The organism is Hyphomicrobium sp. MC1 (assembly GCF_000253295.1).
Taxonomy (GTDB): domain Bacteria; phylum Pseudomonadota; class Alphaproteobacteria; order Rhizobiales; family Hyphomicrobiaceae; genus Hyphomicrobium_B.
Genome location: NC_015717.1, coordinates 4,452,367 through 4,468,656, shown reverse-complemented (window position 1 = coordinate 4,468,656; position 16,290 = coordinate 4,452,367). Strand labels below are relative to the sequence as shown.

20 protein-coding genes are annotated in these 16,290 nt (G+C 59.1%); 16 read left to right on the top strand and 4 right to left on the bottom strand.

All coding sequences use genetic code 11. From position 1 onward, the window contains the following. The first annotated feature begins 9 nt into the window (after positions 1-9). From HYPMC_RS21480 to leuB, 14 genes are all read left to right on the top strand, one after another. Positions 10-216, top strand: coding sequence for a molybdopterin-binding protein (locus HYPMC_RS21480; protein WP_013950244.1), 207 nt, complete (start codon positions 10-12; stop codon positions 214-216). A gap of 4 nt (positions 217-220) precedes the next feature. Then, positions 221-745 carry a hypothetical protein gene (locus HYPMC_RS21475; protein WP_024275007.1) on the top strand — a complete coding sequence of 175 codons (525 nt, stop codon included), beginning with the start codon at positions 221-223 and terminating at the stop codon, positions 743-745. A gap of 53 nt (positions 746-798) precedes the next feature. Then, positions 799-1,527, top strand: a complete 729-nt coding sequence (locus HYPMC_RS21470) for a site-2 protease family protein (protein WP_013950242.1) — start codon at positions 799-801, stop codon at positions 1,525-1,527. 74 nt (positions 1,528-1,601) lie between these two features. Next, positions 1,602-2,381 carry a hypothetical protein gene (locus HYPMC_RS21465; protein ID WP_013950241.1) on the top strand — a complete coding sequence of 260 codons (780 nt, stop codon included), beginning with the start codon at positions 1,602-1,604 and terminating at the stop codon, positions 2,379-2,381. A gap of 198 nt (positions 2,382-2,579) precedes the next feature. Further along, positions 2,580-4,409, top strand: coding sequence for a translational GTPase TypA (gene typA, locus HYPMC_RS21460; protein WP_013950240.1), 1,830 nt, complete (start codon positions 2,580-2,582; stop codon positions 4,407-4,409). A 117-nt stretch (positions 4,410-4,526) separates the two neighbouring features. Further along, a complete protein-coding gene (locus tag HYPMC_RS21455) occupies positions 4,527-4,781 on the top strand; it encodes a hypothetical protein (RefSeq protein WP_013950239.1) in 255 nt (84 codons plus the stop codon). Positions 4,782-5,002: 221 nt separating this feature from the next. Beyond that, positions 5,003-6,301 carry an ATP-dependent RecD-like DNA helicase gene (locus HYPMC_RS21450; RefSeq protein ID WP_013950238.1) on the top strand — a complete coding sequence of 433 codons (1,299 nt, stop codon included), beginning with the start codon at positions 5,003-5,005 and terminating at the stop codon, positions 6,299-6,301. A 273-nt stretch (positions 6,302-6,574) separates the two neighbouring features. Continuing rightward, positions 6,575-7,051, top strand: a complete 477-nt coding sequence (locus tag HYPMC_RS21445; protein ID WP_013950237.1) for a phasin family protein — start codon at positions 6,575-6,577, stop codon at positions 7,049-7,051. 162 nt (positions 7,052-7,213) lie between these two features. Beyond that, a complete protein-coding gene (locus HYPMC_RS21440) occupies positions 7,214-7,720 on the top strand; it encodes a GNAT family N-acetyltransferase (protein ID WP_013950236.1) in 507 nt (168 codons plus the stop codon). A gap of 157 nt (positions 7,721-7,877) precedes the next feature. After that, positions 7,878-8,411 (top strand): inorganic diphosphatase, encoded by a 534-nt coding sequence (ppa, locus tag HYPMC_RS21435; RefSeq protein ID WP_013950235.1) that lies wholly within the window; start codon positions 7,878-7,880, stop codon positions 8,409-8,411. Between the two features lie 137 nt (positions 8,412-8,548). Then, positions 8,549-9,352: a 4-hydroxy-tetrahydrodipicolinate reductase gene (gene dapB / locus HYPMC_RS21430; protein ID WP_013950234.1), complete on the top strand. Its 804-nt coding sequence runs from the start codon at positions 8,549-8,551 to the stop codon at positions 9,350-9,352. Between the two features lie 42 nt (positions 9,353-9,394). After that, a complete protein-coding gene (locus HYPMC_RS21425; RefSeq protein ID WP_013950233.1) occupies positions 9,395-10,069 on the top strand; it encodes a 2,3-bisphosphoglycerate-dependent phosphoglycerate mutase in 675 nt (224 codons plus the stop codon). A 30-nt stretch (positions 10,070-10,099) separates the two neighbouring features. Next, positions 10,100-10,693: a DUF4337 domain-containing protein gene (locus HYPMC_RS21420; RefSeq protein WP_013950232.1), complete on the top strand. Its 594-nt coding sequence runs from the start codon at positions 10,100-10,102 to the stop codon at positions 10,691-10,693. 160 nt (positions 10,694-10,853) lie between these two features. Further along, the gene (gene leuB, locus HYPMC_RS21415) at positions 10,854-11,969 is read left to right on the top strand and encodes a 3-isopropylmalate dehydrogenase (RefSeq protein ID WP_013950231.1); all 1,116 of its coding nucleotides are present in this window, start codon (positions 10,854-10,856) and stop codon (positions 11,967-11,969) included. Positions 11,970-12,063: 94 nt separating this feature from the next. Here leuB and HYPMC_RS21410 read toward each other — a convergent pair whose 3' ends face one another. Beyond that, positions 12,064-12,516: a hypothetical protein gene (locus HYPMC_RS21410; protein ID WP_013950230.1), complete on the bottom strand. Its 453-nt coding sequence runs from the start codon at positions 12,514-12,516 to the stop codon at positions 12,064-12,066. A 123-nt stretch (positions 12,517-12,639) separates the two neighbouring features. Here HYPMC_RS21410 and HYPMC_RS21405 point away from each other — a divergent pair, with 123 nt between their 5' ends. Both HYPMC_RS21405 and HYPMC_RS21400 read left to right on the top strand, forming a co-directional pair. Then, positions 12,640-13,104: a DUF4174 domain-containing protein gene (locus tag HYPMC_RS21405; protein WP_013950228.1), complete on the top strand. Its 465-nt coding sequence runs from the start codon at positions 12,640-12,642 to the stop codon at positions 13,102-13,104. 138 nt (positions 13,105-13,242) lie between these two features. Next, the gene (locus HYPMC_RS21400) at positions 13,243-14,274 is read left to right on the top strand and encodes an aspartate-semialdehyde dehydrogenase (protein ID WP_013950227.1); all 1,032 of its coding nucleotides are present in this window, start codon (positions 13,243-13,245) and stop codon (positions 14,272-14,274) included. Positions 14,275-14,315: 41 nt separating this feature from the next. Here HYPMC_RS21400 and HYPMC_RS21395 read toward each other — a convergent pair whose 3' ends face one another. From HYPMC_RS21395 to HYPMC_RS21385, 3 genes are all read right to left on the bottom strand, one after another. Beyond that, positions 14,316-14,786 carry a MarR family winged helix-turn-helix transcriptional regulator gene (locus tag HYPMC_RS21395; RefSeq protein ID WP_024275004.1) on the bottom strand — a complete coding sequence of 157 codons (471 nt, stop codon included), beginning with the start codon at positions 14,784-14,786 and terminating at the stop codon, positions 14,316-14,318. Between the two features lie 194 nt (positions 14,787-14,980). Continuing rightward, entirely contained in the window at positions 14,981-15,604 is a 624-nt protein-coding gene (locus HYPMC_RS21390; RefSeq protein ID WP_013950225.1) for a septation protein A, read from the bottom strand. A gap of 11 nt (positions 15,605-15,615) precedes the next feature. After that, complete coding sequence (locus HYPMC_RS21385) at positions 15,616-16,278, bottom strand: inner membrane-spanning protein YciB (protein ID WP_013950224.1); 663 nt, start codon at positions 16,276-16,278, stop codon at positions 15,616-15,618. Positions 16,279-16,290 lie beyond the last annotated feature (12 nt).

Below are 16,290 nucleotides of genomic sequence, written 5' to 3'. Positions count from 1 at the left end.
GAGAGCCGCATGAAGATCAGTGCCAGAAATGTGCTTAAGGGAAAGATCGTCGAGGTTACCAAGGGAGTAACGACGGCGCACGTCCGCATCGACATCGGTGGCACAATCGTGACGGCGTCGATTACGAACGAGTCCGTCGACGATCTCGGTCTGGCCAAGGGCATGTCAGCATCGGCCGTCATCAAATCATCCGACGTGATGATTGCGGTCGAATAGCATAATGCGAACCACGCTTCTTTCAGCAATGGCCGGCGTTGCGATGCTGGCCATCGTCTCCCCGGCACCCGCCGCGGAGACCGGCGGCTGCAACAGCTTTGCCTGGTCGCTCGCGACCGAATTGAAATGGATGAAGGCTTCCGACAGCGAAGCCGTAAAATCCGGCGCCAAGCTTCCACAGCCACCTGCCAAAGCCATGTCGCTGGCGCTCGAACCGATGAGCGCCGTCTCGTTTCCCGTCGCGCCGACCGGCCGCCTCAAACCACAGGGAGAGGCTTATGGCGGCGTCGTCACGTTCGACAGTCCGAGCAGCGCGCCCGGCGCCTATCAGTTTTCTTTGGAAGCCCCCGCCTGGATCGACGTCATTCAGAACGGCAAGGCCCTGAAGTCGACGGCGCATAGCGGCAAGACCGACTGCGACGGCGTTCGCAAAAGCGTGCGCTTCGATCTCGATCCCGGTCCGTTCACCGTCGAGATCAGCAACGTCAAGAAAGATGCGATCAAATTCACGATCCGTCAGGCCGAATAGCTTGAAACCGCTTGCGGGCTTCAACATCCAATTCTGCATTCCGGCGGACCATTATGAATTTTCTTAGCGACACCCCGAGACTGGAACTGTTCCGGCTCGGCGGCATCCCGATCAAGATCGACATCACCTTCATTCTGGTGCCGATCTTTTTATGGAATGTCCTTCTTAGTTCGCCCAACACCTTTGCAATCCTGACGATCGGCGTCTTTCTATCCGTACTGCTGCACGAGCTTGGCCACGCGACGCTCGCGCGCCTCTTCCGCGTACCCGTCGGCGAAATTCTGGTCGGCGGCTTCTACGGCTACGCGCGGATGCTGCAAGCCGCACCGTCCACGCTCGCCAACATTCTGATCCTGTTCGCCGGGCCGCTCACCAACGGACTGCTTTTCCTGCTGTGCTGGCACGTGCTCGGTCAGCCTCAAATCGGCATCACCGGTCAATTTGGTCCGATTGATCCGACGCCCTGGCTCGCGAACAATCCATGGGCCATTTATGCCGCTTTCATGCTGGCGCGCATCAATCTCGCAATGCTGGTGTTCAACCTGCTGCCTGCATTCCCGCTCGACGGCGGACGGATTTATCGCGACATCCTGGGCGCTGTCTTGTCCCGCACATTTGCGATCCGCGCGATTGCGCTCCTTGGTGTCGCTATCGGGCTATGGAGCGCCTACACCGCTTACGCCAGCTTCAATCACAATCTGGTCCTGCTTTTGATCGGCGCACAGATCGCCATCATGAACTGGGCCATTCTGAAACGCCCAGCCGACGCCGAAGACCGCTAGCACCACGATTGCAAAAGCGTCTTATCTCCGTGCATATCTGGCGGCCACTTTAACCCCTTCACCGGGAGCCAGTGATGACCCGCGTCTCCGTCAACCGCACACTCGCGCGGCTCTATTGGCTGCTGGGGCTCGTATTGCTTCTTTTGCTCGCCTCGAAATTCGCCAACGACATTCCCGGCATTCCCCCGTTCGTCATATCCGCCGCCAACAACTTCTATGACTTCATGCGCGATATGTCGTTGCTGATCGCGACGGGCGGCGTCGCTTATATTTCGAACATCTATCAAAAGCGCTCGAACTTCGTCGAAAGCCTGGAAGAGGAATGGCGCAACATCGTGCGCACCAAATCCGTCCTGCTATCGACCTGCGAAAAGCCCTATCTTGCGACCGACGATTACCTCGCCGCCTATTACAAGGTCAGCGAGACCATCGACACCATGCGCATCGTCTATCGTAATGCCGGTGAAACGGAGGGCCTCGTTGGCCTCTATCCGTTTGCGCCGCTGCATGATATGCGCCGCGCGCTGCAGACCTTGGACCCGCGCGTCGCAAACGACATCACGAAAGAGAAAAAAGCCCTGGTTCGCGATGCCATCCTGCAGGCGTTCTATGCCCTGCGCGAAACCTTCCTCGAAGAACTCGATCTGGAAGAGCCGCAGCATCCGCTGCTGGTCGCCGGAAGCCGCCGCCTTAAGACGCCCGGCGCCGCCGTCTCGGCCCGCGTCATGGAAGAGCATCAGCGCAAAAAGCTCGGCCGCGAGCCCTCGCCCCGGCCCGACATTGACACCTTTTTGGCGAAGCTCCGCGACCAGGAAGAAACGGGCGGCGAAGGCCGCGCCACGCCGAGCCGCTGACCGGCCCGCACCCTTTCCCGTCTCACCAAAACAAATTCCATGCCAAATCCCGCGACGGATCCCTTGTTTGACTGTTAAGCCGCACCCAACTTATTGTGTGCCGCCCTAGCCCTGCCCTGCCCCGTCATGCTAGGTGCGAGGCCAATATTGCGCCGCAGTGGCACAGCCCGCGGCGCTTCCCATAACCTCAGGTTTCAAATGGCCCTTCGCAATATCGCGATCATCGCGCACGTCGACCATGGCAAAACGACCCTCGTCGACGAGCTTCTGAAGCAGTCCGGCTCCTTCCGCGACAACCAGAAAGTCGCCGAACGCGCGATGGATTCCAACGACATCGAGCGCGAACGCGGCATCACCATTCTCGCCAAGTGCACAAGCGTCGAATGGAAAGGCACGCGCATCAATATCGTCGATACGCCAGGCCACGCCGACTTCGGCGGCGAAGTCGAGCGTATCTTGAACATGGTCGACGGCGTCGTCGTTCTAGTCGACGCGTCCGAAGGCCCGTTGCCGCAGACCAAGTTCGTCGTTTCCAAAGCCCTGAAGCGTGGCATCCGCCCGATCGTCGCGATCAACAAGATCGACCGCCCCGACGAACGCCACGTCGAGGTCTTGAATGACGTCTTCGATCTCTTTGCCAATCTTGACGCGACCGACGAGCAGCTCGATTTTCCGGTTCTCTACGGGTCCGGCCGCAACGGCTGGATGGCCCGTGATCCGTCGGGCCCGGCAGAAAATCTGGCGCCGATGTTCGACCTGATCCTCGAACACGTGCCGCCGCCGGAGGTCAATGACGGCCCGTTCTCCATGCTCGCGACGACGCTGGACGCCGATCCGTTCCTCGGCCGTATTTTGACCGGCCGTATCACGTCAGGAACCGTCAAGCCGAACCAGCAGCTCAAAGCGATGGACCGCGACGGCAAAGTCCTCGAGAACTTCCGCGTGCAAAAGGTTCTCGCCTTCCACGGCCTCGAGCGCGTTCCGGTTGAGCAGGCGAGCGCCGGTGACATCATCGCCCTCGCCGGTATGAGCGAAGCCAACGTTGCCGATACGCTTGCCGATCCTTCGGTTGAAAATCCGTTGCCGGCTCAGCCGGTCGATCCGCCGACGCTGTCGATGAACTTCCGCATCAACGATGGCCCGTTCGCAGGTCAGGAAGGCGACAAGGTCCAAAGCCGCGTTATTCGCGATCGTCTGCTGAAGGAAGCTGAGCGCAACATCGCCATCCGCGTTGTCGAAAACGAGGATCGCGATAGCTTCTCGGTCTCGGGCCGCGGCGAACTTCAGCTCGCGATCCTGATCGAGAATATGCGCCGCGAAGGCTTCGAGTTGACCGTGTCACGTCCGAAGGTCGTGTTCGAGACTGATGCCGAGACCGGCCAGCGCTTGGAGCCGATCGAAGAAGTCATCATCGACGTCGATGACGACTACACCGGCGTCGTCGTGCAGAAGCTGTCCGAACGCAAAGGCGACCTTTTGGAAATGCGCCCCTCGGGCGGCGGACGCACGCGCATGGTGTTCCACGTCCCGACGCGTGGCCTCCTTGGCTATCAGGCGGAGCTGCTCTCCGACACGCGCGGCACCGGCATTATGAACAAGCTGTTCCACTCCTATAAACCGTTCAAGGGTGAGATTGCGGGACGCCGCACAGGCGTTCTGATCTCGAACAGTCCGGGCGAAGCGGTGGCTTACGCGATCTTCAATCTTCAGGATCGCGGCCCCTTCATGATCAATCCGCAGGACCGCGTTTACGAAGGCATGATCGTCGGCGAGCATTCGCGCGACAACGATCTCGAAGTGAACGTCATCAAGGGTAAGAAGCTGACCAACGTCCGCGCCTCCGGCAAGGACGACGCCGTACTGCTGACGCCGCCGATGCGCCTGACCCTCGAAAAGGCGATGAGCTACATCACCGACGAAGAGTTGGTTGAGGTGACGCCGAAGAACATCCGCTTGCGCAAGCGCTGGCTCGATCCCAACGAGCGCAAGCGTCAGAGCCGCAAGAGCGAAGCGGAACGCGCGGGCTGACGATAACGCGCGTTCATTTGCATAATTTGAGGCTCGGGGAAAAATTCCCGGGTTGAAGGGGTCAATTTCCGCCCACAAATGATCATGGTTGAGACCATGTCATAGGAGAGAGACCTGATGAAACGTTTCGCCATCGTTGCTGGTGCGGTGTTCGCGATGTCCATGCCGGCCTTCGCAGACACGCCCCTCACCGAGGAGGAAATGAAGAGCGCGACGGCCGCGGCTTCTGCCATGGGCTGCGAAGGCGGCAAGTGGGAAAAGGAAACGGAAGGCACCGGCGTCTTCGAGCTTGATGACGCCAAGTGCAAGAACGGTGCTTACGACCTGAAGTTCGACAAGGACTTCAAGCTCCTCAATATGACCGCCGACTAATTTTCAGGGGTCGAGATTTCGGCGCGGACGGCCGGTGGGGCCGTCTGCGTTCTATGGCCAACCGATTTCCAACAGCACCCACAATTTGACTTGAGTGACCGCCTTTGATTTCTCTTCCTTTGGGTCTCAAATCTTCGTGCGCTAGACCCGTGGCGGAACACGCTCAGAATGCTCCAATCTTCAATAACCGATAACAAGACCCCGTCGCTGCGAGGGCGGTCGTGATTGCTTGGCCTGACGGTATCACGCCGACGCCCGCGTTCGAACGCGCCGCGGCCTTCATCGCGGAAGAAAACAGCGGCAACCTCTTCGTCACCGGCCGCGCCGGAACCGGCAAGTCGACGCTGCTGAAAGCCCTGCGCGATGCCTACGAGGATCGCATGGTCGTCTTAGCGCCGACCGGCCTCGCCGCCATCAACATCGGCGGCCAGACGATCCATTCTTTTTTCGGTTTTCCGCCAAGGCTCATCCAGGACAACGACATCAAGCGCAGCCGTAACGGCCGCGTCATGCGCAAGCTCGATTTCGTCGTCATCGATGAAGCCTCGATGGTGCGCTCGGATATGATGTGGGCGATCGACAAAGCGCTGCGCGTCAACCGCGGGCGCCCACGCGAACCGTTCGGTGGCGCGCGCCTGTTGTTATTTGCTGACCTGCATCAGTTGCCGCCCGTCGTCCAGGAGCGCGAAGTCCTGGCTCACTTGACCGAAGAGCACGGCAGTCCGTTCTTCTTCTCAATACCGGCTCTTCGTGAAGGCGCGGGCACTGCGCTTCTCGAACTGGAGCAGATCTTCCGCCAGACCGATGACGCCCTGATCCACGTTCTAAATGCCGTCCGCGAGGGCAACGTCAGCGACGATGATCTGGCTTTCATCAATAAGCGCGTGAGCCCTATTCGCACCCTGTCGGAAGGCGAACCTTTCGTCATCCTGACGACGACGAACGCCGCCGCAAAACGCATCAACACCGCCTATCTCGAGGCTCTTCCCGGCCGCGCCAACCGTTTCGACGCCAACATCACCGGCGAGTTTGCAGCCAACGTCCAGCCGGCCGAAACCGCCCTTGAGCTAAAGGCAGGCGCAAAGGTCATGATGTTGCGCAACGATCCGGACCGCCGCTGGGTCAATGGCACCATCGCCCGCGTCTCGCGCCTGACGGAAAAGCAGATCTTCATCGAAGTATCCGGCAAGGAATACGAGGTCGAGCAGGTCGCCTGGGAACACCGCCGCTACGCTTTCGATCAGTCTCAGGAAAAGATCGTCGAAACCATCGCCGGAACGTTCAAGCAGTTCCCGCTCCGCCTCGCCTGGGCGCTGACGATCCATAAGGCCCAGGGCCTGACCCTCGATAAGGTGTATATCGATCTGGGTTCGGGGACGTTTGCCCACGGCCAAACCTACGTCGCGCTGTCCCGCTGCCGGACGCTCGAGGGCCTCGTCCTCGCCCGCCCGCTCACCCGCCGCGACATAATGTTCGATCCGAGCGCGGTCGGTTACCGCGATGTTTTTTCAAAACTTTGATCAGCCAGGGGTGCGGCGAAAAAACATCATTTCGCAAGTGCGAACAAAAGGATAGGGAACCCCCTGCCCGGCCGGGTCAGTGTACGGACATATTTGAGGCATAAGGACGCGATTTGCGAGTCTCAAAACCCCATTTCACAGGTGCGCGGCAAAAACTTGTTGCAACGCACAATGCATTTGCATATATATTCACCACTGGTTTTGCCGTCGGGCGCCAGACAGCAGATTTCAAATTCACGCTCAGCCGATATTGCTCTTTTTAGGAGTGACCCCATGACCGACGCATTTACTCGTCAAGTCCAGGACTTCACCAAACAAGCCCAAGAGATGTTTACCGCCGGCAAGGACGCCAAGGTCCCAGAGAACATCTCTGCTTTCGCTGAAGACGCCATCGCGAAATCGCGTGACGCCTATCACAAGTTCACCGCCATGGCGAAAGACAACGCCAAGGTCGCTGAAGAAGTGATGCTGACGACTCAGGCCGGCGCCAAGTCGATCGGCGAAAAGATCGTCGCCAACACGCTCGCCAACACCGAAGCAGCTTTCGAAGCGGCTCAGGCGATGGCACGCGCGCGCACCTTCCCGGAGATCGCTCGCCTGCAGGCCAACTACTGGCAGCAGCAGTTCGCTGTCGCCGGCTCGCAGTCGAAAGAACTCTTCGAGCTCTCGAGCAAAGTCACGAAGCAGGCTCTCGAAACAGTCGGCGCTGCAACGACGAAGTCGTTCGAGCAGTTCAAGACCGTCGGCTAACGGTCACGCCGATACGAATACGATGCATTGCTTAAAGCAAGCGTCGAGTGGGGCACGTAATTCAAACATCAGACGCGGAGAGCAATCTCCGCGTCTTTTTTATTTTCACGATATGCGTCGAGACGTGATGCCTTTTCTCCAACTTGGAGTTAGAGTGTCCGTATGCTGAACCAGAGGCTTGAGGTTTCTGTCCGCAACGCCCGGCCCGCCGATGCCGCCGCGCTCGCCACGATATTTCGTGACTCCTGGCGCCTCGCCTACACCGGCATTCTCCCTGCCCTTTATCTCGAACGTGAGATCTTGCGCCGCGACGCCATATGGTGGCGGCGCGCCATTTCCTCTGAACGCAATCTGCTCGTCATCCTGCACGGCGAAACGGTTGCTGGCTATGCCACATGCGGACGGGCCCGCGGCGGCGGCCGCGACGTCGGCGAAATCTATGAGCTTTATCTAACGCCGGTCTACCAGGGCCTCGGCCTCGGCGAGCATCTGTTCGAGGCCTGTCGCGCCACCCTCGACTCCCTCGATCTCGAGCGATTGATCGTCTGGGCACTCGAAGGCAACGAAAAAGCCTGCACTTTTTACCGCCGCTGCGGCGGCCGCGCGACCCGCCGTTCCTGCGTCCGGTTTGGTAAAGGATTGAGCACCCGGATCGCCTTCGAGTGGTAGCCGGCTAAATTTCCGATTTCGCTCCGACAGCGCCGCATTTTTTTACTTTTTCTGCGCCGATGTGCGACCTATGAGCGGTTGTGCGGCCCATGCTTTCCCGGCAAGTGTGGCCCCCGAACCGAATGATTTGATTTGATTTGATTTGAGGTCATCTCCCATGCGTCTCGACGCTATCAAGCCCGGTAAAAACCCGCCCGACGATATCAACGTCGTGATTGAAGTTCCCGTCGGCGGCGAGCCGATCAAATACGAAATGGACAAGGCGTCCGGCGCTCTCGTCGTCGATCGCTTCCTCTACACGGCGATGCGCTATCCCGGGAACTATGGCTTCGTTCCCCATACGCTGTCCTCTGACGGCGATCCGATCGACGTTCTAGTCTGCAACACGCGCGCGATCGTTCCCGGCGCGGTGATCAATTGCCGCCCAGTCGGCGTTCTGGTGATGGAAGACGACGGCGGCGCTGATGAAAAGATCATTGCCGTACCGTCCACCAAGCTCACGAAGCGCTACGACTCGGTCAAGACCTACACCGATCTGCCGAAAATCTCGATCGAGCAGATCGAGCACTTTTTCGCTCACTACAAAGATCTGGAACCCGGCAAATGGGTCAAGATCGACCATTGGGGCCATGTTGATGAGGCACATAACCTTATCCTCAAAGCGCTTGAGCGAGCCAAGACCCCGGCCTGACTTTTGACCGAAGTCAACCAAACACGGCGTTTTAAACGGCGTGGCGGCGATTTTCTGAGCCATCCTCTTTACGCTCGCGTAACGGCATTGCTATATCGGCCCGCCGAATGGCAATCGCCGAGCGAACCGGAGATGATATGAAGATCGCCGTCATGGGCGCGGCCGGCCGTATGGGCCGCGAACTGATACGCGCGATTGCAGCTGAACCCAGCTGTACGATCAGCGGCGCGACCGAAACGGCAGGCTCTGCAGTTCTGGGCAAGGATATCGGCACGCTCGCCGGCCTTGAGCCCATCGGCCTGACTGTCAGCGACGATGCTGCCGCTGTCATCGCCGCTTCCGACGCCATCGTTGATTTTACGGTTCCCAAGGCAAGCGTTGAGTTTGCGCGTCTCGCTGCCAAATCAAAAACGGCCGCCATTATCGGCACCACAGGTTTCGATGCCGCTGCGGAAGCCGCGATTGCGGCCGCAGCCAAGGAAACGGCCATCGTCAAGGCTGGCAATATGAGCCTGGGCGTCAATCTGCTTATGGCCTTGACGCGTCAGGCCGCAGCCGCGCTCGGGAACGACTTCGACATCGAAATTGTTGAAATGCATCATCGCATGAAGGTTGATGCCCCTTCGGGAACGGCCTTGATGCTGGGAGAAGCCGCAGCTGCCGGCCGGGGCCTCAACCTCGGCGCGCATTCTGTTCGCGTCCGTGATGGCGTGACGGGGCCGCGCCGGAAAGACGATATCGGTTTCGCCACGTTACGCGGCGGCACCGTCGTTGGTGAGCATACGGTGATATTCGCAGGCGAGGGTGAACGCATCGAGCTAACCCACAGCGCAACCGACCGAGGAATTTTTGCCCGCGGCGCGGTCAAAGCCGCGCTTTGGACAAAAGGCCGTGCACCAGGTCTTTATGGTATGACCGACGTATTAGGAATTGCGCTTTAAGCTATTGCCGTAAGCGCGGCTGGAGGCCCCTAGACCGAAGACATGACAGACGCTCTGACGGACAACATTCTGGTACTCGTACGGCACGGCGAGAGCGAGTGGAACAAACTCAATCTCTTCACCGGCTGGCGCAATCCCGACTTGACCGAAAAGGGCGTCATCGAAGCCCGCGTCGCGGGACGCATGATCCGCGATCATCGCGTCAAGTTCGACATCGCCTTCACGAGCGCCTTGAAGCGCGCCCAGCGCACGCTCGACATCATCCTCTCCGAACTCGGCCAGCCCGACGTCCCGATCATCAAGGACGCCGCCCTCAACGAGCGCGACTATGGCGAGCTCTCAGGTCTCAACAAGGACGAGGCCCGCAAGAAATGGGGCGAAGCGCAGGTGCAGCTCTGGCGGCGTTCCTACGATATCGCTCCTCCTGGTGGCGAAAGCCTGAAGGACACGCTGGCCCGCGTACGTCCTTATTATGACAAAGCCATTTGGCCCCAGATCACCGCCAGCAAGAACGTCATTATTGCAGCGCACGGTAATTCCCTACGCTCTCTGGTGATGATCCTCGAAAACCTCGACAAGGATGAAATCCTTGAGCGGGAGCTTGCGACCGGCGCGCCCATTCTGTATCGGCTTGGCGCGGACGGCCGCGCCATCGATCGCAAAGACCTGTTGCCCGCACGATCCCTTGCCGCGCCGCCCGAAGACCGTATCGTCTGACGACGTACTGTTTCAGTTGGGGGACTTCACATGGCGTTGGAAGAACTTGCGGTTGATCGCGAGAACATGAAGTCGCGCGACAAGCTCATTGGCGTCTACGTCGGCATTCTCGCCGTCGTCCTTGCGATTTGCAGCCTCGGAGGCAGCAACGCCGAGCAGGACGCGCTTCAGGAAAATATCGCAGCCTCCAACACCTGGGCCTTTTTCCAGGCGAAGAACGCGCGACGGCAGGCGCTCCGCCTTCACGCCGAAGAATATGAGGCGATGCTGAAAATGTCGCCGACCATGCCGGACGATGCGAAGAAATTCATCGAAATGAAAATCGCCGACTACAAGGCGCAGGACAAGCTGCTGACCACCGACCCCAAGAGCGGCGAAGGCCTCGACGAACTCTTCACAACGGGTAAGGGCCTCGAAGCGATCCGCGACGAAGCGCTGAAGAAAGACCCCTATTTCGATTTTGCCCAGGCGCTTCTGCAGATCGCGATCGTGCTGGCGTCCGTCGCCCTGATCTCGGGCGGCAACATGCTGCTCTTCGTCAGCTTCGCGATGGGCATTGTCGGTGCCGTGCTGACCTTCGGTGGCTTCACGCTCGCCTTCCCGCTGCCCGCATTCATGTCCTAAGCGGCCGCGGCCCCCGCCTAGCTGGGGCGCCCTATCGGTTGCACAGCACTCTCTGCGCCAAAGTGCCGTTTTTCGCCGCCGGGTGCTTGCCCGGCGACGGTGCAAACGCTAGCACTCCCCAACCGAATTCCCTCCTCCCTTGGCTAAGGACCGTTAACCGATGACGACGCACACCCTCCTGCTCCTTCCCGGCGACGGCATTGGCGTCGAAACCATTGCAGAGGTCGAGCGGCTCATCGCGTTTTTCAATGCCAAGAGCAACGCCGTCCATTTCGATATCGAGCGCGATCTCGTCGGCGGCGCAGCCTATGACGCGCACGGCGTCGCCATCACCGAGGAAGCGATGGCGAAGGCCAAGAAGGCCGACGCCGTGATCTTCGGCGCTGTCGGCGGCCCGAAGTGGGCGAACGTTCCCTACCAGCATCGCCCGGAAGCCGGCCTGCTCCGCCTGCGCAAGGATCTCGACCTCTTCGCCAACTTGCGTCCTGCGATCTGCTACCCCGCACTGGCCGATGCCTCGAGCTTGAAGCGCGAGCTGGTCGAAGGCCTCGACATCATGATCGTGCGTGAGCTGACGGGCGGCGTCTACTTCGGCGAGCCGAAGGAAATCGTCACGCTTGAGAACGGCGAGAAGCGCGCTGTCGACACGCAGGTTTACACGACGCACGAAATCGAACGCATCACCAAGGTCGCCTTCGACCTCGCCAAGAAGCGCCGCAACCTCGTCCACTCGGCCGAGAAGCACAACGTCATGCGCACGGGTGTGCTGTGGAAAGAGGTCACGACCGAGGTTCACAAGTCCTATGCGCCGGACGTGAAGCTTGAGCACATCCTCGCCGACAACTGCGCGATGCAGCTGATCCGCAATCCGAAGCAGTTCGACGTCATCGTCACCGACAACCTGTTCGGCGACGTCTTGTCGGACGAAGCTTCGATGGCGGCAGGTTCGCTCGGCATGCTGCCGTCAGCATCGCTCGGCGCTCCCGACGCAACGACGGGACGCCGCAAAGCGCTTTACGAGCCGGTGCACGGTTCGGCTCCTGACATCGCCGGCAAAGGCCTCGCCAATCCGATCGCGACGATCGCATCGTTCGCCATGGCGCTGCGCTATTCCTTCGATCTCGGCGCCGAAGCCGACCTCGTCGAGAAAGCGATCTCGAAGGTTCTCGATAAGGGCCTGCGCACCGGCGACATCATGCAGCCCGGCATGACCAAAGTCGGCACGACGGAGATGGGCCAGGCCATCGAAACCGAACTCAAAGCTTTGGCGGCATAAACAAACTTACGTCCGCGCTTGGCGGCTGGCTCGACGAAGGAGAGTCGCCAAGCGCCAGGAAAATTACGGCCGGCTTCGCGGAGCGAAGTCGCAATCAAACAGCTGGCTCGTCGCGGCAAGCGCTGGCTTGCCCTTGGATCGCCCCACGTGCCGTCCAGCGCGGCTTGCCGTCTTCCGACCGCGGAACCGTCGCTTCCGTCCGTGAGACAAAATAGAACTCGTAGCAGTTCGTATCGACGCGCATCACGCGATAGCACCCGCCCGTCTCGTCATAATCGTAGATCGTGCAGAGTGAGCCCTGCGTGATCGACCAATGGCCGCCGAGCGTCATCCCGTGCTCGACGTAATGCAGCCGCCCGTCGCTGCCGTAATGCTCGGTGAACGGCTTGCCGTTGGCATAGCGGCCATCGATGGTCGCATTTGAAAACCGTTGCAGCTCGGCATCAGAAAGCCACGCGCTGATAGCGAACGCCGACGTCATGGTCATCGGCGCGCAGACGCCAAATAGTCCAAAAACCAAGGCCGCCAACGGCTTTAACGTCTTCACCGCGCTCTTCTCCGCCCCGAGAATTCAACAGAAAACAAGTTGGTCATGGAATTATGACATTCACATGCTCCGGCAAATTCCCTCAGATGAATACGACGTGGGCTGATTCTCTGGGGACGGCGCATGCGAATATTCAAGAAATTTCCATTTATTCTTTTGTCTTTGTTTGGTTACGCAGTTCTTAATCCGGCTCTGGTGAACATCTTCGACGCGGCAATCGCTCCGCCCGCCAGCGCGAGTGAGTCGAGCAGACTTCGCCACTCATTGCTGATCTTCGCTCCGGACATGCTCAGCAAGGCTCTTGCCAAACAGCTCGCTGCTTTCGACAACAAACAAGACGACCTCGAAGTTCGCGAGATCTCTCTTGTTTATGTTGTGGGCAAAACAGCGTCGGCCCAGCTTGGGTCTTACGTCGTGGCACCTGCCGTGAGACTGCGGGCCCACTACCAAGTTGGCGCCGATGAATTTCGAACCATCCTTACGGATGAGCACGGCGGGGTCGAATTGGTTTCCGATGTCCCGATCACCGCCGAGCAGCTCTTCGAGACGACCGACGCGGTGCCCGTCACGCACGAGGCGCAACGCTGATTTGAGGCCGCGACGACAACGGTCTTGACAGTCCTTGAAACTCCGGCGCGGGCCGCGTATGTGAACGGCCAGCAAACGGGCGTTGCGTCGTCGCTGACGTTCAACGCAAAACACATAGATTTCAAGGACATAACCGTCATGGGCTATAAGGTCGCCATTGTCGGCGCAACCGGCAACGTAGGCCGCGAGATGCTGAATGTGCTCGCCGACCGGAAGTTTCCGATCAGTGAGCTTTACGCCTTGGCCTCCCGCCGTTCGATCGGCACGGAGGTTTCCTTCGGCGATTCCGTCATCAAATGCCGCGACCTTGAAACGTTCGACTTCTCCGGCGTCGACTTCTGCCTGATGTCCGCGGGCTCGACCGTCTCGAAGGAATGGTCGCCGCGTATCGGCGCTCAGGGCGCGATCGTCATCGATAACTCATCGTGCTGGCGCTATGACCAGGACGTGCCGCTGATTGTGCCGGAAGTGAACGCTGACGCCATCCGTGGATTCACGAAGAAGAACATCATCGCCAATCCGAACTGCTCGACGGCTCAGCTCGTCGTCGCTCTGAAGCCGCTGCATGACGCGGCAACGATCAAGCGCGTCATCGTCTCGACCTATCAATCGGTCTCGGGCGCGGGCAAGGACGCCATGGACGAGCTTTGGCAGCAGACCAAGGGCAAGTACGTTCCGGGTCAAGAAGTCGACCCGAAGAAGTTCCCGAAGCAGATCGCGTTCAACTGCATTCCTCACATCGACGTCTTCATGGAAGACGGCTACACGAAAGAGGAATGGAAGATGCTGGCCGAAACCAAGAAGATCTTGGATCCCAAGATCAAGCTGACGGCGACGTGCGTGCGCGTGCCGGTGTTCGTCGGCCACTCGGAAGCCGTCAACATCGAGTTCGAAAAGCCGATTAGCCCCGAAGAAGCCCGCGATATCCTGCGCGCGTCTCCCGGCATCATGGTCATCGATAAGCGCGAGCCGGGCGGCTATATCACGCCCGTCGAAGCCGCCGGCGAATACGCGACCTTCGTCTCCCGCATCCGCGAGGACGCGACCGTCGAGAACGGCCTGACGATGTGGATCGTCTCAGACAACCTGCTGAAGGGCGCGGCTCTCAATGCCGTGCAGATCGCCGAGGCGATCGTCAACCAGCGCCTGCTGCCGAAAAAGGCAGCGTAAAACGCGACGCTTTCAGCTGATGAAATGGCAACGCCGGCAAATCACTTGCCGGCGTTTTCCTTTTCTTTGAGCTTGTTGAGCGTCTGCACGATGGCGTTGAGATCCTGCAGAAAGCGGTCGCGCTGCTGTGCCGGAAGGCTCGACAGAATGCGTTCATCGACCCGGCGCGCCATCGGATCATGCGTCTTCAAGATCCGCGCGCCTTCTTCCGTCAGCTTGACGGCGTAGGCCCTGGCGTCATCCCGCGTCCGGCGCCGTTGCAGCAGGCCCTTCTTGAGCATGCGCCGGACGACATCCGCGAGCGTCGAGCGATCAATGCCCGTCAACTCCACGAGATGCGTCTGGCTCAGGCCCTCGTTCTGCGCAACGGTCAGCAGAATCGCATACTGCCGAGGGGTGAGCTCGTCATTGCCCAGTTCGGTTTGAAAGATTTCGGACGCACATTGTCCGGCTCGGTGTAGCAGATGCAAAGGCGATCGCTCGAGGCGACTGCTTGCGGAGTCTCGTCCCATTCCATGCCCCACACGTTTCACCCCACCGGTCCACGCATCAGCCCCCGACCGGCAAGCAAAACTAACTCAACTTAGTTCATAGTTCCTGACAAGAAACACAAGCCAGGGCACTCCGTCTAGCAAAAATACAATCGTCGTTCGAGAAATCGAAAAGTTTTCTGGATGGCGAAACAGCGCGCACGATGCGCGGGCAATTAAATGTCGTCGGACGAAAGTGCGCCGGTGTTTGGCGTCGTATCTTCGTATCTTTTTAGGACACCGATTTGCGCCAACGCGAACACGAACGTTAGCGGCATGATACCGAACACTTTGAACGTCACCCACGTGTCGGTCGAGAAGAGCCGCCACATCACTTCATTTAGAACCGCCAGTACTACGAAGAAAAGCGCCCAGCGGATCGTCAAAATGCGCCAGCCTTCACGCGTGAGACGCATGACGTCGCCGAATACGATTTTCAGGAACAGCCGGTCGAACAGCAACCCGCCGGCCAGAATAGCGGCGAACAAACCATTCACGATCGTCGGCTTCATTTTGATAAAATGATCATCTTGCAGATAAAGCGTCAGGCCGCCGAACACGAGCACGAAGACGCCCGTCACGAGCGGCATCGTTGCGATCCGGCCGAGAAACACTCGCGACGCCACGAGCGCAACGACGGTGGCGACCATAAAAGCCGCCGTGCCTTCGAAAATGCCGTAGTGGCTGTTGACGAAGAAGAACACAAGCAGCGGACCAAGTTCGACGATGAACTTGATGAGCTGCTTGCGGTCGAACTGCGGACCTTCGCTCGTCTCTGAAACTTTGTTCTGTTCCGACATCGTCTCAGGCCTCACTCGTGCGCAGGATCGGGCAAGCGGTACTTCTGCATCAGCCGCGTCAGGATCCATGCGTAAACGCCCGAGACCGGCAACACAATCGCGACTTTGAACAAAATCCAGACGTTCACGCCGCTCATCTCGTGACCCAGAATCTTGTAAAAGTGATCCTCCACGTAGACCCGGCGGACATACTCGTTCGCAATTGCCGTCAAAAAGAAGAAGAGAGCGAAGCTCCACGTGAACTTGTTCCAGCCTTCGTCCGTGTAGCGGAACGTCTTCTCGAAGACGTACTGAAAGAAATTGTGCTTAACGAACAAGCCGCCGATCAGAAATACGGCGAACAACGCGTTGAAGATCGTAACTTTGATCTGAACCCACATCGGATCGCCCGTCACGAGAGTCAGCATTCCGAACGCCACCGTCACGCTCGACGCGATCAACGGAAAGATCGGCGGCCGGTGAAACATGTAAAACATCACGCCGATCGCCATCAGGGTCGTGATGATCAACGCCCAGGTGCCTGCTTCGATGCCGAGCGCCGCGTTGACAATGAACATCGTCACGAGCGGGCCGAATTCGCTCGTGATGTTGATGGTCTGCTCGGCATTGAACGGAAACCAGCTTTTACGCGCTGGCGGAACAGAAGCATTCCGAATGTTTACGTCTTGCGTCATCTCGTGATCCGT